Annotated in this window: 24 protein-coding genes and 1 pseudogene; 19 read left to right on the plus strand and 6 right to left on the minus strand. The window is 63.0% G+C overall.

The window, feature by feature from the left end; translation table 11 throughout:
• Positions 1–182 precede the first annotated feature (182 nt).
• The 4 genes from QMG80_RS05640 to QMG80_RS05655 form a co-directional block, all read right to left on the minus strand.
• Positions 183–1040 carry a hypothetical protein gene (locus QMG80_RS05640; RefSeq protein WP_158658745.1) on the minus strand — a complete coding sequence of 286 codons (858 nt, stop codon included), beginning with the start codon at positions 1038–1040 and terminating at the stop codon, positions 183–185.
• Between the two features lie 242 nt (positions 1041–1282).
• A complete protein-coding gene (locus tag QMG80_RS05645) occupies positions 1283–1891 on the minus strand; it encodes a DNA-3-methyladenine glycosylase I (protein ID WP_085771932.1) in 609 nt (202 codons plus the stop codon).
• Between the two features lie 3 nt (positions 1892–1894).
• Positions 1895–2179, minus strand: a complete 285-nt coding sequence (locus tag QMG80_RS05650) for a YciI family protein (protein ID WP_085771933.1) — start codon at positions 2177–2179, stop codon at positions 1895–1897.
• Between the two features lie 10 nt (positions 2180–2189).
• The gene (locus QMG80_RS05655) at positions 2190–2789 is read right to left on the minus strand and encodes a TetR/AcrR family transcriptional regulator (RefSeq protein ID WP_085771934.1); all 600 of its coding nucleotides are present in this window, start codon (positions 2787–2789) and stop codon (positions 2190–2192) included.
• Positions 2790–3025: 236 nt separating this feature from the next.
• On the opposite strand from QMG80_RS05655, the gene QMG80_RS05660 reads away from it, so the two are divergent.
• Entirely contained in the window at positions 3026–4597 is a 1572-nt protein-coding gene (locus tag QMG80_RS05660; RefSeq protein WP_085771935.1) for a hybrid sensor histidine kinase/response regulator, read from the plus strand.
• A 355-nt stretch (positions 4598–4952) separates the two neighbouring features.
• Here QMG80_RS05660 and QMG80_RS05665 read toward each other — a convergent pair whose 3' ends face one another.
• A complete protein-coding gene (locus QMG80_RS05665) occupies positions 4953–5234 on the minus strand; it encodes a hypothetical protein (RefSeq protein WP_158658747.1) in 282 nt (93 codons plus the stop codon).
• A 465-nt stretch (positions 5235–5699) separates the two neighbouring features.
• Between QMG80_RS05665 and QMG80_RS05670 the strand changes: the two genes are divergently transcribed.
• From QMG80_RS05670 to QMG80_RS05690, 5 genes and pseudogenes are all read left to right on the plus strand, one after another.
• On the plus strand, positions 5700–6023 hold the full coding sequence (locus tag QMG80_RS05670; protein ID WP_102938200.1) for an ArsR/SmtB family transcription factor: 324 nt from the start codon (positions 5700–5702) through the stop codon (positions 6021–6023).
• Positions 6020–6499: an SRPBCC family protein gene (locus QMG80_RS05675; RefSeq protein WP_085771937.1), complete on the plus strand. Its 480-nt coding sequence runs from the start codon at positions 6020–6022 to the stop codon at positions 6497–6499. Before QMG80_RS05670 ends, QMG80_RS05675 begins: the two co-directional genes overlap by 4 nt.
• 15 nt (positions 6500–6514) lie before the next feature.
• Positions 6515–7357 (plus strand): DUF998 domain-containing protein, encoded by an 843-nt coding sequence (locus QMG80_RS05680; RefSeq protein WP_085771938.1) that lies wholly within the window; start codon positions 6515–6517, stop codon positions 7355–7357.
• Between the two features lie 84 nt (positions 7358–7441).
• Entirely contained in the window at positions 7442–7696 is a 255-nt protein-coding gene (locus QMG80_RS05685) for a hypothetical protein (RefSeq protein WP_199768966.1), read from the plus strand.
• A gap of 91 nt (positions 7697–7787) precedes the next feature.
• Positions 7788–8249: pseudogene (locus QMG80_RS05690) on the plus strand (zinc-binding dehydrogenase).
• Between the two features lie 309 nt (positions 8250–8558).
• Here the strand turns inward: QMG80_RS05690 and QMG80_RS05695 are convergent.
• A complete protein-coding gene (locus QMG80_RS05695; protein ID WP_085771940.1) occupies positions 8559–9200 on the minus strand; it encodes a dihydrofolate reductase family protein in 642 nt (213 codons plus the stop codon).
• Positions 9201–9307: 107 nt separating this feature from the next.
• Between QMG80_RS05695 and QMG80_RS05700 the strand changes: the two genes are divergently transcribed.
• From QMG80_RS05700 to QMG80_RS05760, 13 genes are all read left to right on the plus strand, one after another.
• Positions 9308–9658: an ArsR/SmtB family transcription factor gene (locus QMG80_RS05700; RefSeq protein WP_085771941.1), complete on the plus strand. Its 351-nt coding sequence runs from the start codon at positions 9308–9310 to the stop codon at positions 9656–9658.
• Positions 9642–10121, plus strand: coding sequence for an SRPBCC family protein (locus tag QMG80_RS05705; protein WP_085771942.1), 480 nt, complete (start codon positions 9642–9644; stop codon positions 10119–10121). The genes QMG80_RS05700 and QMG80_RS05705 overlap by 17 nt, the downstream gene beginning before the upstream one ends.
• Positions 10122–10151: 30 nt before the next feature.
• Positions 10152–10622 (plus strand): SRPBCC domain-containing protein, encoded by a 471-nt coding sequence (locus QMG80_RS05710; RefSeq protein WP_085771943.1) that lies wholly within the window; start codon positions 10152–10154, stop codon positions 10620–10622.
• Between the two features lie 315 nt (positions 10623–10937).
• A complete protein-coding gene (locus tag QMG80_RS05715) occupies positions 10938–12215 on the plus strand; it encodes a tyrosine-type recombinase/integrase (protein WP_085771944.1) in 1278 nt (425 codons plus the stop codon).
• Positions 12216–12646: 431 nt separating this feature from the next.
• Positions 12647–12850 carry a hypothetical protein gene (locus QMG80_RS05720; RefSeq protein ID WP_281926183.1) on the plus strand — a complete coding sequence of 68 codons (204 nt, stop codon included), beginning with the start codon at positions 12647–12649 and terminating at the stop codon, positions 12848–12850.
• Positions 12851–12892: 42 nt separating this feature from the next.
• A complete protein-coding gene (locus QMG80_RS05725; RefSeq protein WP_085771946.1) occupies positions 12893–13177 on the plus strand; it encodes a hypothetical protein in 285 nt (94 codons plus the stop codon).
• Positions 13174–13473: a hypothetical protein gene (locus QMG80_RS05730; protein ID WP_085771947.1), complete on the plus strand. Its 300-nt coding sequence runs from the start codon at positions 13174–13176 to the stop codon at positions 13471–13473. Before QMG80_RS05725 ends, QMG80_RS05730 begins: the two co-directional genes overlap by 4 nt.
• An 8-nt stretch (positions 13474–13481) precedes the next feature.
• Positions 13482–14462: a YdaU family protein gene (locus tag QMG80_RS05735; protein ID WP_158658750.1), complete on the plus strand. Its 981-nt coding sequence runs from the start codon at positions 13482–13484 to the stop codon at positions 14460–14462.
• A 444-nt stretch (positions 14463–14906) separates the two neighbouring features.
• Positions 14907–15167 carry a hypothetical protein gene (locus tag QMG80_RS05740; protein ID WP_085771949.1) on the plus strand — a complete coding sequence of 87 codons (261 nt, stop codon included), beginning with the start codon at positions 14907–14909 and terminating at the stop codon, positions 15165–15167.
• A 155-nt stretch (positions 15168–15322) separates the two neighbouring features.
• Positions 15323–16324, plus strand: a complete 1002-nt coding sequence (locus tag QMG80_RS05745) for a hypothetical protein (RefSeq protein WP_085771950.1) — start codon at positions 15323–15325, stop codon at positions 16322–16324.
• 10 nt (positions 16325–16334) lie between these two features.
• A complete protein-coding gene (locus QMG80_RS05750) occupies positions 16335–16796 on the plus strand; it encodes a hypothetical protein (protein WP_085771951.1) in 462 nt (153 codons plus the stop codon).
• On the plus strand, positions 16789–17160 hold the full coding sequence (locus tag QMG80_RS05755) for a hypothetical protein (RefSeq protein WP_085771952.1): 372 nt from the start codon (positions 16789–16791) through the stop codon (positions 17158–17160). Before QMG80_RS05750 ends, QMG80_RS05755 begins: the two co-directional genes overlap by 8 nt.
• A gap of 39 nt (positions 17161–17199) precedes the next feature.
• A complete protein-coding gene (locus QMG80_RS05760; protein WP_158658751.1) occupies positions 17200–17544 on the plus strand; it encodes a head decoration protein in 345 nt (114 codons plus the stop codon).
• Positions 17545–17674: the final 130 nt, after the last annotated feature.

The raw sequence follows: 17674 nt of genomic DNA on the forward strand, positions 1-17674 counted from the left end.
ATTCTAAAAACGAAACCGCCGCCCGGCGCCCGAGACGGGCGACGGCTCTGTCAGAGCATGTCACGGAAAAGTGCGAAGCGGTTTTCCGGTCATGACATGCTCCACCTTTGATTTGGCGCGATTCCTTATCGCTCGAACGATTCCGTTCGAGCGGGAAACGCGCTAGCGCGCGCGGAAGCCGCTCAGCCGTGGCGCTTTCTCTGATACAGGCCGGCGAGCGCCAGGGCCGTGAGCCCGGCGAGCCCCGCGCCCGGCGTCGGAGCCGGGACGAGGGAGATGTCCACAAGCCCGTTCGAGTGAGGACTGAAGCCGAAAAGGGGGCCCGTCGCATTGGCGGCGAGGAAGGAGCCGCCACCGCCGCCACCTTCGCCTCCAAAGCCGTCGCCGCCATAGCCGCCACTATAACCGCCGCCGCCGCCCCCGCCGCCGACACCGGAATAACTCCCACCGCCGCCGCCGCCGCCGCCATAGCCTCCAGTGGGTTGGCAGATGAGAACCGGGGGGCAGAAGCCGAACCCGCCCATGCCGCCGTCGGTAAAGCTGAGGCCGCCGGTACTGGTGGGGAGGAAGGCGTCACCGCCGTTGCGGCTGAAGCCGCCGCCCCCACCTCCGCCTCCGCCGACGAATGCGCCGCCGTTGCCGCCCTGGCCCCCGACGTCGCCGTTATTGCCGGGCAATCCATTTCCCCCGGCGCCCGACGTTCCTCCGCCGCCTCCCCCGCCAGCGACGACCAGGGGTGTGAAGCTCGCTGGAGGCGGTGGAGGAAGCTGAGTGTCCCAGGCGCCCAGAACGACATAGGTCCCGCCGCCCCCGCCGCCGTAGCTTCCGGCGCCTCCTACCGCAATGGTCAGCGTCTGCCCCGCCGTGAGCGCAACACGCCCGCCGATTTCGGCTCCAAAACCGCCTGCTGCGCCGAGGCCGCCGCCCTGCGCCCCGAAAGCTGTGATGTCATAGAGACCCGTCGTCGGAACGCTGTACGATTGCAAGAAGCCCGTATAATCAAAGATCGTCACGCCGGCCTTTGCAGCGTTCGGGGCCATGGCCGAGAGCGCCAAGACCCCCGCGGAGACGAGGTGGAGGAATACTTTGCAACTGAAAAGATCTTGCGCTGACACCTGAGCCCCCTGGCTAGGATTCGCTGTCGCTATAATCTAACGAGGATAGGAAAGTAACAAGGTGATTTTCAATATCCGTGACTTATTGCCACATGCGTATATTTCCGTGTCATTGAGTATTATTACCTAGGGCGGCTTTTGAATTTTGGCGTCATCGCCTCTTCGGGCTATGCCGGTTGCGTGAACGCCTTTCGGGCGCCCGCCGCCTGTTCCCGGACGAAGCATTCCTCCACGTGATCGTTGATGAGGCCCATGGCCTGCATGAAGGCATAAACAGTGGTCGGGCCGACGAAGGACCAGCCACGCTTCTTCAAGTCTTTCGACAATGCAATGGACGCGGCCGAAGTCGATGCCGTCTGTGGCGCGGCCAGTTCATCCGCCTTCGGCTCGAAGCGCCAGACATAGGCGGCGAGCGAGCCCTCCTGTTTCACCAGCTCTTGCGCCCGTTTCGCATTGTTGATGACGGCGACGATTTTGCCGCGATGACGGACGATGCCGGCGTCTTGCAGCAGACGCTCCACATCCGCATCGGTGAAGTCGGCGATGCGATGAAAATCGAACCCATGAAACGCGGCCCGAAAGTTCTCACGTTTGGCGAGAATCGTCCGCCAACTCAGGCCCGACTGAAATCCTTCGAGGCACAGCTTCTCGAACAGGCGGCGATCGTCACCGACTGGGAAGCCCCACTCGGTGTCGTGATAGGCGAGGAATTCAGGCGCAGCGGCGCACCAGCGGCAGCGCGGGCGCTCGTCCGGGCCCGTGATCGTCGTGCTCATGTCTCAGGCTTTCAGAAAGGCGAGCCGGTCATCGGTGCGACCCGGCGAAATGACGAGAATTTGGGCGCTGACCACGCCTTCGGCGACAAAAGGATCGTCCTGCACCCGCGCCTCTATTTCCTCTGGCGACGCCTTATGCGCAAGGATCGCGCCGCCGGCATTCGGCTGGAGGCTTCCTGCCGCCAAGAATACGCCGTCGTCGAAACCGCGTTTGATCCAGGCATTGTGCCCGTCCATGAACTCTGGGGCCTTGGACTTGTCGGCAAAGCGAAGGGTAATGACGAACATGGCTGCTCCGTCAGGCGGGTTGGTGGAAATGAGGTCGTGATGCGAGCGGGCGTTGTGCTTGCAGCCACGCTTCCATGTCGGCGACCTCGCGGCGGATGAAATCCTCATCGTGGAAGGCGGTCGCGAGCGTCGCAACGCCCTGGCTACGCATCAAGACGTGGAGAGCCAATGTATCGGCGTCAGCTTCACGCCCTAGCGCGGCAAACTGCCTGGCCAGCCAGCTACGGAACAGGGTGAATAGGCGGGCTGCATCGTCCTTCGCGGCGTGATCGAGCTTCGCCAGCTCGTTGCAGAGCGTGCCGACCGGGCATCCATGCGCCATGATTTTCGTTTGGTTCGCGATGAGAATGCGCACGAATCTGCGGATACGGTCCGCGGGCGCTTCGGCATCCTGCTCCCAAGCGTCCAGCAGGGCGCGTGTGGCCGCCATGCGCTGCTCGATCACCGCGTGGAGAATCTCGTCCTTGGACTTGAAGTGGTAATAGAAATTGCCTCGCGACAGCCCGACGTCCTTGGCGATGTCGGCGAAGGAGGTGGCCTCATACCCATGCTCGTAGAAAAGCCTGTCGGCGACAGCCACGATTTGTTGGCGCGTTTCGCTCGCGCTCATAGGGGGCTCCACGATCTTGGCGCGACGAGAGAAGGGGTCAGTCGTGTGTAGGACATCTGACCTAGATTTATAGGTCGGATGTCCTACAAAAGCAAGACCTGCCGAACGCGATGGAGCCGCCAGCCTGCCCAGCGCGAGGCTTGACTGTTACGTTGACCCGGCGAAGATAACCCCGCTACGGCTCCCGATACCTGCGTTGCCGTAGCTTAACTGTCTGCGAGCGGGGATGAGACTCTATGTTGAGCATCAAAGACCTCGGCGAAGCCTTCACGCAGACCGCGGGCGTTGGGGAATGTGGACGCAACATCTGCTTTTCTGAATTGATCGACCAAATGCCCACCGCGGTGTATTCGACCGATGTCGAAGGGCGGGTAACTTATTTCAATCGTGCCGCGGCTCAACTGGCCGGTCGAGAGCCCCAAATCGGCAGTGACAGCTGGTGCATCACCTGGAAGCTTTACCGGCCAGACGGCTCTTTTTTACCGCATGATGAGTGCCCCATGGCGCTCGCGCTGAAAGAGCTCCGAAACATTCGAGGAGCAGAAGCGATCGTCGAAAGACCTGATGGGAGCCGTGTCTGGGTAGAGGCTTACCCGACCGTTCTTTATGGCGCCGACGGGCAGGTCACAGGAGCCGTCAACGTCTTAATCGATATCACCGAGCGCAAAAGGGCGGCTGAAGCTTTAGCCGAGGCGGACAGGCGGAAGGTCGAATTCTTGGCTCAGCTTAGCCATGAGTTGCGTAACCCGCTCTCGCCTGTTCGCAACGGTCTGGACGTCCTGCGCAGCGCCGGCCCGCTCAGGCCGCCCCTCGATCGCCTGCTTGTCGCGATGGATGGACAGGTCGAGCATTTGATCCGCCTTGTGGATGATCTTTTGGATATCTCCCGCATCAGCCTCGGCAAGTTCGAGATGCAAAAGCAACGCGTGGATATCGCGGTCCCGCTGGGCCGAGCCGTCGACATGAGCCGGCACCTCGTCGAATCCGAAGACCTCGACCTCCGCCTGAACCTATCCTGCAAGCCGATGCCAGTCGACGGCGACTCGGTCCGGCTGACGCAAGTCTTCTCCAATCTTCTGAGTAACGCCGCCAAGCACACACCGCGCGGCGGGAATATACAGATCACGCTGGACAGAGTCGGCAGCGAAGCGGTCGTGAGCGTCGCTGATACCGGCGCGGGGATTTCGACGGAGCTGCTGCCGCATATTTTCGACCCCTTTGTGCAAGGGGCGGCGAAAGAGGGGGTCTTGAGGCCGGGGCTGGGCATCGGCTTGGCGCTGGCTCGCAAGATCACGGAGATGCACGGCGGCGCGGTCGAGGCGAAGAGCGACGGCGAGGGACGCGGGAGCGTTTTTACCGTGAGACTGCCTCTTCTGGGAGACGCAAGGATTGAATCGCCCGCTCCGAGTAGATCACCCGCGCGTTTAGAAGGGGCGCGGCGGGTTCTGGTGGTCGACGATGTGCCCGATGTGGCCGAGGCTCTCGCTTTTTTGCTCGACGTCCTGGGCGCAGAAGTTCGTGTCGCGCACGGCGGCGAGCAGGGGCTGGCGATCTGCTCCGCGTTTGAGCCCGAGTTGGTGCTGCTCGATCTCTCCATGCCGGAAATGGACGGGTTCGAGACAGCCCGCCGGATCCGGGAAACGCCGGGGGGAAGAGGAGTGAGACTGGTGGCCTTGACCGGATTCAGCGAAGAGCACGCGCGAGCGCAAACGCAGGAGGCGGGCTTTGACGATCAACTGACTAAGCCTGCCCGTCTCGAGTGGCTCGAGGAGCAGCTCGCCTTGGCCCCGGCGGGAGCGGCGCACTAGGGTTATCTGGCCCTCCGCAGAGCGTGAGGCTGGGCGACAAGGGCGGATGTCCCGGCTCGCATCCGGACCGGCGCGAGCGTTGGGCGCATGGGGCGGGACGTCTCTGGGATTGTGCGGCCTGATGTGGGCTTTTGGCGACCGGAGGCTTAACCGAAATTGACTCGGCAGAACGCCAATGCCTCCTTCGCCGGTTCAAGGGGGGCACGCTATGGGGCATTTTGCGATGCGGGATTGAGCTCATACCGCGGGCTCAGGCCGGCCGGGCGCCGCTGCGGCGCATAGATGATCTCCGCTGCGGCGACCATGCGCCAAGACGCTCTCCATCCAGCTTTTTGGTTTGCAGGCGTCCGGTCTCTCAATTGAAGAAACCGAGAACGTCACTCGCGGAGATAATGACCGCCCCGTCGGCGGTCGCTAGCCCGTGGTCGAATTTTTCGGCCGCCAGGAATTCAAGCGCTGGCAAGTCGGCTTCAAGTTGCGCTCTCAACTCGTCATCCGCCAGCATCGACGTCGTCACGACGAGCGCATCGTCATCGACGACTACCTGGACACTTTGGGCAGTTCCCTCGATGCGCATCGGGAAAGCGAAGCCGTGCCTCTCCCGCACGATTTCGCCTTCGATTCTTTGAAGTGGCATTGGACCTGCTCCTATTCCCCCAAGAGAGCGCCTAGCACTTTTCAAATGCGCCCTGACGACGATTCCGTGACCGGCGCGGGCATCGGGCGCCGGGGCGAGACGTGTCTGGGATTGTGCGGGGCGCCCATGGCCGCCATCACGCAGCAATACATCGCGGCATCGGCAAAGCCCAGGATTTCCGCCGCGGGAGTCGGCGATCAGCATGATCCATAGTGAGAGCCGCTGACCAGCGCCGTTGGCGGGCCGGCCACCACGTCCTCTTCGACACGACTTTCCGACCCGACCGCTGTAAGGCCGCAAGGTTCGCTGATCACGCCGGCCAAGGACCGGCAATTCCAATCACGCGGCGCCCCGCCACACGGCATGTGGGGTCTGGAGTCCTCCGCCAACGAGCTGACGAGACAGCCAGAATGGCGCATAAAATATGCCTTTACAGATATATATAAAAAGGGATATGTATATCGCGTGATTATCGAGACCCTGTCCGCGCTGGCTGAACCGAACCGCCTCCAGATCGTGGAGTTGCTTCGTGTCGGGCCGAGCCCCGTCGCCGAGATCTGTGCGCGGATCCCGCTCGGGCAGCCGCAAGTGTCGAAGCACCTCCGCGTCCTTCGCAATGCCGGTCTGGTCCATGTGCAGCCTCGGGGACAACAGCGCTTCTACGCGCTCAACGCGGTGCCGCTCCGCGAACTCGACGAGTGGTTGGAGCGGTTCCGAGACATCTGGGGCGCACGCTTCGACCAACTCGACGCGTTGCTTCTCGAAATGCAAAAAGGGAAAGTAAAATGAGTGGGGGAAAGACGAACGTCGAGCTGAAGTCGGACCGTGAGGTCATCGTCACCCGAGACTTCGCTGCGCCGGCACGCCTCGTGTGGGAGGCGATGTCCAAACCGGAGTACGTGCGCCGGTGGTACGGGCTGAAGATCCTCGATTGCACAGTGTGCGAAATCGACCATCGCGTTGGCGGAAAATGGCGCTTTGTCCTCCGCGCGCCGGATGGGAGCGAGCACGCGTTCAGCGGGGAGTATCGCGAGATCGATGCGCAGAGGCGCGTCGTCTACACTGAGAACTATGAGCCGCTGGGGCCCGGCCACGAGATCGTGGTGACCGCCACATTCGAGGAGAGGGACGGTTACACCCGACTGACGAGCCACCTGCTCTACAAGTCGCAGGCCGATCGCGATGGTCACCTGCAGTCCGGGATGGAGGCGGGCGCCAACGAGTCGCACGACCGTCTCGCGGAATTGTTGGCTACCCTCACCTGAAGGCGACGAACACCAATGTCGACGTTCAACACGCCTTTTCCGACCAATTCTGCGCGGAACGCGGCCCTCGTGTCCAGCACGGGCACGAGCATGTTCCTGGTGATCCTCGCGGCACTCCATGTTGTCAGAGCTGATCTCGATCCTTCGTGTCGCTTCATTAGCGAGTACGAACTCGGTCCGCTCGGCTGGCTGATGCATGTCGCGTTCATCTGTCTCGCCGTCGGCGCCGCCGGCGTCGCGTTCGCCGTCGTTTCGCAAGCCCGGAGTATCGCGAGCTACGTCGGAACCGCACTGCTTCTGATCAGCGCCGCCGGAATGACGCTGGCCGGAGTCGTCGCCCCGGACTCCAACAGCGGAATCCACGATATCGGAGCGATGCTCGACCTGATTCCATTCGCGGCGCTCCTAATTGCATGGAGCCTCTCGCGAAACGCGACATGGGCTTCGACGCGTGTCTCACTGTGGAGGATCGCGCTTCTCCCGATGCTGGGATTGTTGGCGTTCATGGTTTCGATGGCCGTCCTGCTTCCCCGCAATGGCGGTCGCCCGGGGCCGTCGGTGTTCGTCGGCTGGCAGAACCGGTTCATGATCGTCGCGCAGTGCATTTGGCTCCTTCATACCGCACGCCAGGTTCTCGGATCGCCGCCAACTGCGATGATCGACTGCGAAAGTCATTCGAGCGGGAGCGCCTGGACAGCCCCATTGAACCGCGGACAAGAGGTGGAGGATGGCCGAAGCAGGCGGAACGAGGAAGGTTGCGAATGCGAAAGCGACAGATCGCGCACGGACCAGCCAAACCGCTACGGTGATCGACCAGTATCTCGCGCAGGTCCCCGAGCCGGCGCGAGCGGCTCTTGAGAAGCTCAGGCAAGCGATCCGCGCCGCCGCCCCCAATGCCACCGAGACGACAGCTACCGGCTGGCGGCGTTCAGGCACGAAGGCATGCTGGTCGCTTTCGGTGCGGCCGCGAACCACTGCGGCTTCTACGTTATGAGCGGGACGGTCCTTCAAGGTTTTCGAGACGAAATCGCCGAATACAAGACGTCCAAGGGCGCCAGCGCGCTGGTCAAGAAAATCGTAAGAGCGCGCATCGCGGAGAACCGTGCAAGCTTGGCGCAACGACCCTCGCGCGCCGCCTCCTTGAAGAGACTATCAAATAATATCAGCGCGACAGAAGCCATCAAAGCATCATCATGACCAACGCGGAAGATCGCGATCGCATCTTCAACCACCTCTTCAGCCGGGCCTTGCGCGAGGTGCGTGAAACACGGACTTCCTGATCCAGGTCATGTTTGCGCGGTGTCGCCGCGCGATGGCGCTCGGCGCATCGGCCGTGATAGATACTCGTTTAACGCCTGACTGGTCCTTCGCCGCGCTGGAACTGACCGACGGGCGCGGCGTCGATCATATCCTTAAGACCATCGGCGGCGACAATCTCAGCCAATCGGCAGCGGCGGTGGCGAGCGGCGGGCGTATCGCCCAGATCGGCTTCCTCTAGGGATCGGAGATCAAATTATCCGCCGTTCCCAAGATGCTGAACAAGATGCTGAAAAGGAGGAACATCCAGGGCGTCTCGGCCGGGCATTGACGGGCGTTCGAGGATATGAACCGCGCCATTGACGAGCACGGCATCAAGCCTGTGATCGACAAGGCCTACGGCTTCCTGGATGCACATGCGGCGTTCGACCATCTCGAGCGCGGGCCGTTCGGCAAGGTCGTGGTTTGGCTGAAGAATGAATTTCGAAGCTGATTCTCAATGCCGGCTTACGTAACGAGTGGTGTCCGGCGGCGCTTGCGCAGCACCCGCGTACAATATCGGGCCATATCGCGCATTCGGCGGTAAGTGGCGGGCCACGCCCGATAGCGATGAGCACTACGTTTTCTCCATAGCCCTCTTAAATTGAACCACGGGTGACCTGTGAATATTGGCGGGAAACGGTTGGTCTGCGTACAGTTACGGAACCAGGAAGAATTGGACCTCGTTCAAGGGTAGAAAGGGGAAGGCAGCCAAGGGCCAAGTTCGGACAGCCGATGACCGCCGTAAGTCGATGGCCGATGGCTAGCGCTGGAACGTGAGGTGGACGGTCCCGCTCTCGGCCGTTTCGGACTTGGTGGTGTAGCCGGCCTCCAATCCGCGCAACTCGTCCCAGAGGCGTATGCCTCGCCCCAGCAAAATTGGAGCAATGGCGACATGGATGCGGTCCACAAGTCCAGCCTTGAGATAGGCGCGGACCATGGTTGGCCCGCCGCCTATCCGAACATCCTTGCCGTTTGCGGCTTTCTCGGCGCGCTGTAGCGCAACAACCGGGTCGGCCGCGAGGAAGTGGAACGTCGTGCCTCCAGCCATCTCGATGGAAGGCCGCGGCGTGTGCGTCAGGACGAAGACCGGGCAGTGAAATGGCGGCTCGTCGCCCCACCAGCCCTTCCACTCCGGATCATCGGGAAAGTTGTGCAGGCCGAACATGCCGGCCCCCATGATCTCGGCGCCAATGTTGGCGAAATAATCCTTCGCATACTGATCGTCGAGGCCGGTGGCGCCTTGGCCGCTGGTGTCTTTGAGCACGCGCTCTCGAAACGTCCTTGTGGCCACATATGCTGCAACAAGGCGCGACCAATCGGGGCCAAACGGGTTTTCGGGTGTCTGGTCCGTCGTCGTTGCGAAACCGTCGAGCGAGATAAGAAGGTCGACACGTACTGCCATTGGCCTCTCCCAATAGTAAGGCATAAGCCTTACTAATATAGACGGAATACAAAGGCAAGTACCTTATTGTCGTTGACGCATGTGAACGATCCGCCTTACCGTGGCGCATGCCTTATCATTCGACCCCACTCGACCTTGCCTTCCATGCTCTCAGTGACCCGACGCGCCGGGCGGTGGTGTCGCGTCTGGCCGAGGGAGAGTTGCCGGTCAGCGTCCTCGCGGAGCCCTTCGATATGGCGCTGCCCTCCTTCGCTCAGCATCTCAAGGTGCTGGAAGATTGCGGATTGATCGCCAGCGAGAAGCGCGGACGCAGTCGCTGGTGCCGACTGGAACGAGCGCGCTTCGAGGAGGCGGCCAATTGGATGGAGGCGGAGCGTCGACGCTGGGCCGCGCGGCTCGACCGGTTGGAAGCCTATTTGGACAGGACGGAAGAGAACGACGATGGAAAAACTGTTTGAGACCTGGTCGCTCGACCGTGAGATCGTGCTCGTCAAGGTGCTGAAGCACCCGCGACATAAGGTTTTCGCCGCTTGGATGGATCCGGAAGCGCTGGCGCAACGGTATGGTCCTGATGGCCTCAGCATCGAGAACCACGAGGCCGATATCCGCGAGGGAGGGGAATGGCGCTTCGACATGGTGGGCGTATTCGAGGGCCAAGAGCGGCGCTTTCCCAACCTCATGCGCTTCTTGAAGATCGTGCCCAACGAACTGATCGTGGTGGACTATGGCGCCCCGGACCTCAACGACCCTGAGCGCTTCTACATGACGGTTACCTTCGATGAGCAGACCGACGGCAAGACCGTATTGACCCTGCGCCAGCTTCACCCAAGCCGCGAACGGCGTCAGGTTGTTGTCGGTTTCGGCGCGGTGGAGTATGGCCTGCAAACGCTTGCTGGTCTGGCCGCTTGGCTAGATGGTTGACTTTTGATCGCCATTTGAGGGTTTTCAGTTGTGCCTTTGCAAGCGCTCACCCAGTCGATCCACATCGCGGCAGAGCCACAGGAGGTATGGGACGCCATTTTGGATCCCGATGCCGGAGATAAATGGCGCAATGCTCATTTTACGACCGATTGGCATGCGGGCAGCTGGATCGAGATAGTGGCGGTTATCGGGGAGAAACGCTATCGGGATAAGGGACGAATCGTTAAAATTGAACCGCCGTCACAGCTTCAATATACCTATTGGTCGCGGGCATCGGGCTTACGAGACGTCCCTGAATCCTATTCGACGATTACCATGACGCTTGAGCTAGAAGGAGCGGAGACGATCCTGACAGTCTCGCAGCAAGTGCCCCCTTCGCCCGTGCGACGGGGAAAGGGATGGGAAATCGGAGCGGAGTCCGGGGCAAACCATGTCGCGTTCTATTGGCGCATGACGCTACCCATCCTTAAGCGGATTGTGGAAGAAAATCGCAGAAGCTGATCGCGCGCACTGCGCTGTGCCATCTCGCCTTGCGCAATACCGCGCGGAAACGCGACGGCGGGAATCGGCGTTCCCGGTTTTGTTTCGAAGTGGCGGAAGGGGTGGGATTCGAACCCACGGTGGAGTTGCCCCCACGGCGGTTTTCAAGACCGGAGAGACGGCGCTCATTGTCTTGCCGTGTCCCGCCTTGGCATGTGCATAACCCGCGGCCTGCCTTAGGAAAACGGCGGCCTGTCTGGTATTGTCCGGACAAGGCAGGACAGGCCAAGCCACGCTCTTTTGTTTACGTGGCTGTTACATCAGGAAGCAGCGGTCATGAAACCGGCTACCCGGAGGGGCGGCCTCACGGCCAAGGGGATTGAAGCCCTCAAGCCCCGCCTCAAGCCATACGAGGTCCCGGACGGCGGCGGCCTCTATCTGACGGTTCGGCCGAACGGCTCGCGGTCCTTCAACCTCCGATATCGGCACGCCGGCAAGGCGCGAAATCTGACGATTGGGTCCGAGGCGATCGGCCTCGCCGAAGCGCGCAAGCTCGCCCGTGAGGCCCTTGTCGAGATCGCCCGGGGAGAAGACCCCGCCGCGGGCAAAGCCGCGCGCAAGGCCGCCCTGCGCGCGCCGAAGCCGGACCTGTTCGAGAACATTGTCGCGGATTTTGTGCGGCTCTACTGCATAGGCCCTGACACGGCGAAGCCGCATATTCGCGACTGGCGCGAGTCCGAGCGGCTGCTCAAAAAGCATTTCCTGCCCGCCTGGAAAGGCCGGCGGCTTTCCGAAATCACGCGGCGCGACGTGAGTGCCGCTCTCGACAAGATCATCACCGGCGGCGCGAAGATCGGCGCCAATCGCGCCTTCGCCGTGCTGCGCAAGGCTTGTTCCTGGGCTGTGTCGCGCGGCCTTGCCGATCATAGCCCGTGCGACGGCCTTAGCCGCCCGTCATCGGAGAAGGGGCGAGCGCGCGAGCGGGTGCTCGACGAGCGCGAGCTGGCGCTGATCTGGCGCGCGTCCGATTCGCTCGGCTATCCCTTCGGCGCCTTCGTCAAGCTGCTCATGCTGACGGGCCAGCGCCGAACCGAAGTCGGCGCCATGCAGTGGGCCGAGCTCGACCTGGAAAAGGCCGAGTGGACGCTTCCCGGCGCGCGATCCAAGAACCATCGGGCGCATGTCGTCGCGCTGGCGCCGGCGGGGCTGGAGATCCTGCGCCATATTCCCCGCATCGCCACAAGCAAGGGCGACAAGCGCCCCCGATTCGTCTTCACGACGAGCGGCGACGCGGCGTCTTCCGGCTATTCGCTCGCCAAGCAACGTCTTGACGAAGCCATCGCCGAGTTCAATGGCGGCGCGCCGCTCGCGCCATGGGTTTTCCACGACGCCCGCCGCAGCGTCGCAACGCATATGGCGGCGCTCGGCGTTTCGCTTCATGTGGTGGAGCGTTGCCTAAACCACGTCTCCGGAACGTTCGGCGGCATTGTCGCGATCTACCAAAAGCACACTTTCTCCGAGGAACAGCGCGCGGCCTTTGAGGCATGGGCGAAGCGACTCGACGCGATCGTAAGCAGCGAGACCATCGAAGAGCGGGAGCGCACGACGGCGTGATGACGGACGCGACCCCCGCCAAGCGAAAGCCCGGGCGACCGAGGAAGCCGAGGGAGGAAGCTGCGGCCCGCGCGCATCAGTCCCGCGGGCGGCCTTCAAAGATGATTTGGGAAGATGAAGACCGCTACGCCCTGGCCTATTTTTTCGCGTTGGTATCGGGCGGCGGGATGCGGTGCACTCGAGCTGCGATCCTCGCAGCTCTTACCCTGGCTGCTCCCCTCCAAAAGGTCGAGCCCTGGGACGCGAAGGCCAAATTGAAGGCGGAGCGCGAGAGAAAATCCGTGGTCGGGCTCGAGGTAATCGGCTTGCGCCAGTTCTCCAGGGACCCGGGTCGCCCGGGACCTATACGCCAAACGGCGACTAGGCTGCGCAATAAGGCGGCGGCGCGAGGCCGTTCCTTTACCAGTCAGGAGGGCGAATGGCTCTGGCGGATGGCCTTGGCGATGGCGGCGCCCCTATTGGCCGGGGACGGGCTGGCTAAGAACGTAGTCATAAGCCTTGCCGAGTCGGTTGGGGAAAAAGACTTCGCCATTTCGACAATCGTCCCGGCGATCGAGGCGCGACTTGCGGGGGCGGGCCCTACGGAAATTCAATTTCGATTTTTTGCGAATTTATTAGCAAAGCGCGAGGGCTGATTTTCTGCGAGCCTAACCTCGTCAACGCAAGACGAGGCTAACATGCTGCAAAAAGCTGCTCCAATCTTCCCCACGCCGTTTCGTCGCGGCGGTCGCCTCTTATTCGCGCGCAGTCAGGTGGAGGCTTACAAGGCCCGCGTGCTCGAGATCGCGCACGGCGCATCGGCGCCGCCGCGAGAGATTGCCCCCGTCGAAACCTTCGTTTCAGCCGAAGAGGTCGCGCGCGAGCTTGGGATGGCTCGCCGCACGATTGGCCGGCTCGTCGCTGGTCGCGAGATTCCCGAGGTGAACCTCCATGGCGACGCCGAAAAAGGGGGATCCGCATGACGACGCGTCCCGCGCCGGAAGCGTCCGACGCCGAAATATTCCACGTCAAGGCCCTGATCGGCGAATGCACGCTTGCACGCGGGCGCGGCGGGGAAGTCCTGGTCGAAGCGCCGATCGCCACGGGCGCGCGAGTGAGCTGGCGATTGCGCTCGCCCATAGTCAAGCGATGGATTGCAGGGAAATTGCACGCGCGCGGCCTTCCGCCGATCGGCGACGCCGCGCTCGACGAGATTTTCGATCTTCTTGAAAGGGCGGCGCTCGATGGCGCGATCTCCATCTCCGCGAGGCGCTCTTGAAGGGCTGGATGCCCCTCTACATCGCCGATTACCGGGCGGACACGATGCGTCTCTCGACGCTCGAGCACGGCGTCTATCTGCTGTTGATTATGGAGTATTGGGACAAAGGCTCACTTCCCGACGATGACGCCCAGCTCGCGGAGATCGCCGGCCTCTCCGACAAAGATTGGATCCGCATTCGAGACCGGATCCGACGCTTTTTCCACAGCGGCTGGAAGCATAAGCGGATTGAGGCCGAGCTAGCGAAGGCCGCCGACCTTTCTTCGAAGCGAAAAGCAAGCGCAGAGCAGCGATGGGCCAATCGGGGAGCTGATACGCATGAATCCGTCGCAAATCCAGCGCCTTCGCGATCTCGCGCCGATGCAAATGCATTGCATTTGCAATCCGAAAGCAATGCAAATGCAATGCAAACGCAGTGCAAAACCGATGCAATCGGTATGCATCGCGCGCGCGCGGTACAGTCACAATCACAGTCTTCTCTACGAGAAGACAAACGCGCGCGAGATGGGGCCTTTCAGCAATTCTGGACCTCTTGGCCCCACAAGGTGGGCAAGCCAACGGCGGAGCGCGCCTTCGCGAAGTGCTGGCGAGAGCTTCCCGCGATCCTCGCCGGGCTCGATCGCTACGTCCGCGCCAAGCCGCCGCACCAGGCATGGCTGAACCCGGCGACCTTCCTCAACCAGCGCCGCTGGGAGGATGAGCCCGGCGCCATCTCGGGCGCCGGCCCGCCCCGCCGAGGCGACGCACTGGCACAGGAATTGGCGGAGATTTATCGGCAAGAGGCCGAAGATGGCGAACGATATGGCGCTGAGGCGCAAGGCGGTCTTGGAGATGTTCTGCGGCTGGCCGAGCCTCCAATGGTCGACCGAGAAGATGGCCCTAACAGTCTCGGCCTTCCTACAGGACACTGCGATATTCCCCATGGGCGTGCTGGCCAAGGCGTGCTCGAACCTGCGTCGCCGTCAAGGCTACCCCCCGTCGAGCGGTGACCTTGTCGCCGAATGCGGGAGGGTTGCCCATGAGCAGGCCCGGGCCCGCGCCGCCACAAACCCGCGCCTCCCGCGCAGGCCACGCGGCGTCGACGCTGTCCCTGCTGCAGAAAGGGACGCGGTCCGCGCCAGGATACAGGCTGAGGTCGACGACTGCCTGCGACAGCTCCGCGCGCCGCTCGTGGCGCTGGGGGGGCGACGATGACAGGACGCCTGCCTCTAGCGCGGGACGCGGGGACCTCCCGGAAGGTCGCGGGTCCTTCCCGGGCCTCCCGTCATCGGCGGGCCGGGGGGCATTCGCGAAAAAGCTAGTATCTGCAAGCTGAAACAGAGTTGTGCGGGTTGGTTGTTTCCGTGGGCTTGCGGTTGTGTGGAGTAAAGAAACCACATCTATTCAGGTTAGCGGCGATGAATGAACTTGAGCAAAGGGCCGATGAGCTTCGTATGATCTCTGCGAGACTTTCGGAGATCGCCGCCGAGCTTCGCCTCTCCGGCGATGGATCTTCTCCGGCTCCCGCGCGCCCGCTCAATAGCGGCGAAGCGATGCGGCTGACCAGATGGTCGCACTCCAAATTGACGCGCCTCGCCCGCGCGCGGCCCGACATTGCTTGGAAAACGCAAAGCGGCGGCTGGCTCTTCGATCGCGCGGGCCTGTTGGCCTACGTGCGCACGCCGAGAGACGCTCACTCGCTTGTGGAAAAGTGACGCGCTGGCGATTTTGGCGACGCGCTGGCGATTTTGGCGAGTGCGTTCGGCGCGGGGCGGGGCGATGTTTGGCGAGTCGATGGAGGTGGAGCGGTCACATGGGCGGAATCGTTTTTAAGGTCGGCTTCCCGGCGCTGAACACGGGAATTTGAAAAATGGTCGAGGTGAATTCGTTCTACATGGCCACCGTTGGCGAAGCGCGCGGCGCGACTCAGGCTTATCCGCCAGAGCACTACCGCAGCCAAGCGGAGGTCTTGCGCAAGCAGACAAATCTCGCCGCGCGGCTCCCCGAAGGCCGCCCGCGCGAAAAGTTTACGCGCCTCGAGGAGCTCATCGCCGAGCGCCACGCGCTTCACGACCTGCTGCAGCGCCGCTTCGAAGAAGCGCGCGAGCTGAAGCAGGCGCAGGCGCTGCGCGTGCGAGAGTTCGAGCTGCAGCCCGTGACAGGCGACGGCGCCCTCACCGTTGAGCGAGCGGAGCTGGCTCGCCTTGCGGCCGAAGTAGCGCCGGTTGCCGAGCGAAGGGCGGAAGCGTGGAAAAAACACGAGCCCGAGGTCGCGCTCTTCGCCCGGACGCGCGATTACGTGCGCGACCAGGCACAGGACCTTGCGCCCTTCGATGCGCCGCCGGCGCCGCCGCTCGCGCCGGGCGAAAGCCATGCCGACGCTATCGACGCAGCGCGCGCCGAGGTCTTCGCGATAAGGGGAAAGCTTCAAGATATTGATTTCGCGCCCTATCCGAGTGACTGGTGCAAGCAGCGCGCGCGGGCGCAGATCGACGCGCTCGCCGAACGTGGGCGTGTGAACGTGTCGCCGAGTGTCGACACCGGCGCGCCGGCGATCTTTCCGGGGCTTTCTTTTCGCGAGGTTGATAAGGAAATTCCCGACGGCCTGGCCCTCGTCGCCTGGCTGCACCGCGATGCATTGATTGCCCGCGTCGAGCGGGAGATCGACGAGAATTCCGACGACCGGTCGGCGCTGGACCCGGGCCAGCGCAAATCCCTCCGCGCCGAGCTGGAGGCAGCTCTCTTGGCCGCAGAGCGCATCGAGGAAGCGGCGATCGTCGCGGCCGAAGCGGCTGGCGTTCTGATCGTCCGGCGCGCCGACGCGGACATCCGCAGTTTTCTGGAAATTTCGGGCCCGGCGCCGCGACGCTAAGGAGCACACCATGCCGTCAAGCGAGGTAACTTGGAACGATGCGGCGGATATGATGAAGCGGGCGGAGGCGCGGGGGAAGTCCGACGAACGCCGACGCATCAGAGCAATACTCTGCTGCGCAGAGGCGGAGGACCGCCAACGCTTCGCCCGCCACCTGGCCTTTGATACGACCTTCAACGCGGGGGAGGCCAGGGGCTTTCTCGCAAATACGCCTAAGGAGGAAGTCTCGCGGCGTGATCGGCAGAGCCTGCCGCCCTTCGTCCCGAACGCGACTCCTACGCCATGCCCCGTGCCGGTCGCCCTCGCCGCTCCTCGGCCCGCCGCAGCGCCTGGAGCGCCGCAAGCGCCCGCGCCGCCGCGCGAGCCTGCGTCCTTGCAAGGCGCGAAGGGCTGGGAGGAGATTATTTCGAGAGTCAACGGGAAGAACGCTGGGGTTATCGCGCCTTGCGTGAGAGGGGGGCGTCATGGTTGACGGAAACCAGGGCGCCCTTGAGCGCGCGCGGATCGTCGACATCCTGAGCTGCGAAGAGGCGAAGGGTCGCGAGTCTCTCGCGCAATTTCTGGCGTTGAAAACGCGCGTCACCGTCGACGACGCCAGGACCGCGCTCGCCGCCGCCGCGCTCGCCCCGCAAGCCGCGCCGCCGAAGCCCCGCGAGCGGCTGCTTGCAACATACGCGGCGCGTCATCCCGAAATCATGAATGCGCGAATTTCGGCTTTTGATCCGCGCGAGCATCTATCGCCTCCGGCGGATGGCGCGCCGCCAGCGGGCGCGCCCTGGGAAAAAATCATCGCCAAGGCTTGCGCCGAGGCTGGCGTCAAACCGCGCCGCGGCTAGGCCGCGCTGATGCAATTCCAAAAGCAGGAGACCAATAAAATGCCTCAGCCCGGTTACAGCCTCTCGGAGTGTCGGACCTCGCGACGACATGTGCTCTTCGCCGCTGGCGTCGCCGCCGCGGCGGGAACCGTGCTCGGCGTGAAAGCCGAGGGCAACATCTACTGGCCCCTCACTCCCGAAGCGAGTGACGGCACGCAAACCCCGTCCGCGATTCTCTTCGATGAAGTCGCGCCCACACTCTCGCCGAGGGTTGTCACGGTTTCAATAAACATAGTGGCGAATCGTGCGGCGCTCATATGGCCGCCCGGCGTGACGGCGGAGCAAATCTCGACGTTCGAAACACAGCTCGCCTCGGTGGCGAATATCGCTGTGCGCGACGCATAGCGCGCAATGAATTCCCGCGCGCGAGGGCGATAACTCGCACGCGGGCGCAGCCGGCGGTTTGCTCCTTTCCCGCCGGCCGCAAACACAATGCCTTCGCGGCGCGGGACTCCACGCGCCGTGGAGGAGCGGC

Origin of the sequence: Methylocystis bryophila, from assembly GCF_027925445.1 — a bacterium.
Classification (GTDB): Bacteria; Pseudomonadota; Alphaproteobacteria; order Rhizobiales; family Beijerinckiaceae; genus Methylocystis; species Methylocystis bryophila.

Bases quoted from the DNA above. Each gene is read 5' to 3' on its own strand.
- QMG80_RS05640 (WP_158658745.1), bottom strand. From the start codon at position 1,040: ATGGCCCCGAACGCTGCAAAGGCCGGCGTGACGATCTTTGATTATACG.
- QMG80_RS05740 (WP_085771949.1), top strand. From the start codon at position 14,907: ATGATCTCTGCGAGACTTTCGGAGATCGCCGCCGAGCTTCGCCTCTCC.
- QMG80_RS05665 (WP_158658747.1), bottom strand. From the start codon at position 5,234: ATGCCACTTCAAAGAATCGAAGGCGAAATCGTGCGGGAGAGGCACGGC.
- QMG80_RS05725 (WP_085771946.1), top strand. From the start codon at position 12,893: ATGCTGCAAAAAGCTGCTCCAATCTTCCCCACGCCGTTTCGTCGCGGC.
- QMG80_RS05700 (WP_085771941.1), top strand. From the start codon at position 9,308: ATGCCTTATCATTCGACCCCACTCGACCTTGCCTTCCATGCTCTCAGT.
- QMG80_RS05750 (WP_085771951.1), top strand. From the start codon at position 16,335: ATGCCGTCAAGCGAGGTAACTTGGAACGATGCGGCGGATATGATGAAG.
- QMG80_RS05720 (WP_281926183.1), top strand. From the start codon at position 12,647: ATGGCCTTGGCGATGGCGGCGCCCCTATTGGCCGGGGACGGGCTGGCT.
- QMG80_RS05645 (WP_085771932.1), bottom strand. From the start codon at position 1,891: ATGAGCACGACGATCACGGGCCCGGACGAGCGCCCGCGCTGCCGCTGG.
- QMG80_RS05675 (WP_085771937.1), top strand. From the start codon at position 6,020: ATGAGTGGGGGAAAGACGAACGTCGAGCTGAAGTCGGACCGTGAGGTC.
- QMG80_RS05660 (WP_085771935.1), top strand. From the start codon at position 3,026: ATGTTGAGCATCAAAGACCTCGGCGAAGCCTTCACGCAGACCGCGGGC.
- QMG80_RS05745 (WP_085771950.1), top strand. From the start codon at position 15,323: ATGGTCGAGGTGAATTCGTTCTACATGGCCACCGTTGGCGAAGCGCGC.
- QMG80_RS05680 (WP_085771938.1), top strand. From the start codon at position 6,515: ATGTCGACGTTCAACACGCCTTTTCCGACCAATTCTGCGCGGAACGCG.
- QMG80_RS05705 (WP_085771942.1), top strand. From the start codon at position 9,642: ATGGAAAAACTGTTTGAGACCTGGTCGCTCGACCGTGAGATCGTGCTC.
- QMG80_RS05730 (WP_085771947.1), top strand. From the start codon at position 13,174: ATGACGACGCGTCCCGCGCCGGAAGCGTCCGACGCCGAAATATTCCAC.
- QMG80_RS05685 (WP_199768966.1), top strand. From the start codon at position 7,442: ATGCTGGTCGCTTTCGGTGCGGCCGCGAACCACTGCGGCTTCTACGTT.
- QMG80_RS05655 (WP_085771934.1), bottom strand. From the start codon at position 2,789: ATGAGCGCGAGCGAAACGCGCCAACAAATCGTGGCTGTCGCCGACAGG.
- QMG80_RS05760 (WP_158658751.1), top strand. From the start codon at position 17,200: ATGCCTCAGCCCGGTTACAGCCTCTCGGAGTGTCGGACCTCGCGACGA.
- QMG80_RS05735 (WP_158658750.1), top strand. From the start codon at position 13,482: ATGCCCCTCTACATCGCCGATTACCGGGCGGACACGATGCGTCTCTCG.
- QMG80_RS05695 (WP_085771940.1), bottom strand. From the start codon at position 9,200: ATGGCAGTACGTGTCGACCTTCTTATCTCGCTCGACGGTTTCGCAACG.
- QMG80_RS05650 (WP_085771933.1), bottom strand. From the start codon at position 2,179: ATGTTCGTCATTACCCTTCGCTTTGCCGACAAGTCCAAGGCCCCAGAG.
- QMG80_RS05755 (WP_085771952.1), top strand. From the start codon at position 16,789: ATGGTTGACGGAAACCAGGGCGCCCTTGAGCGCGCGCGGATCGTCGAC.
- QMG80_RS05715 (WP_085771944.1), top strand. From the start codon at position 10,938: ATGAAACCGGCTACCCGGAGGGGCGGCCTCACGGCCAAGGGGATTGAA.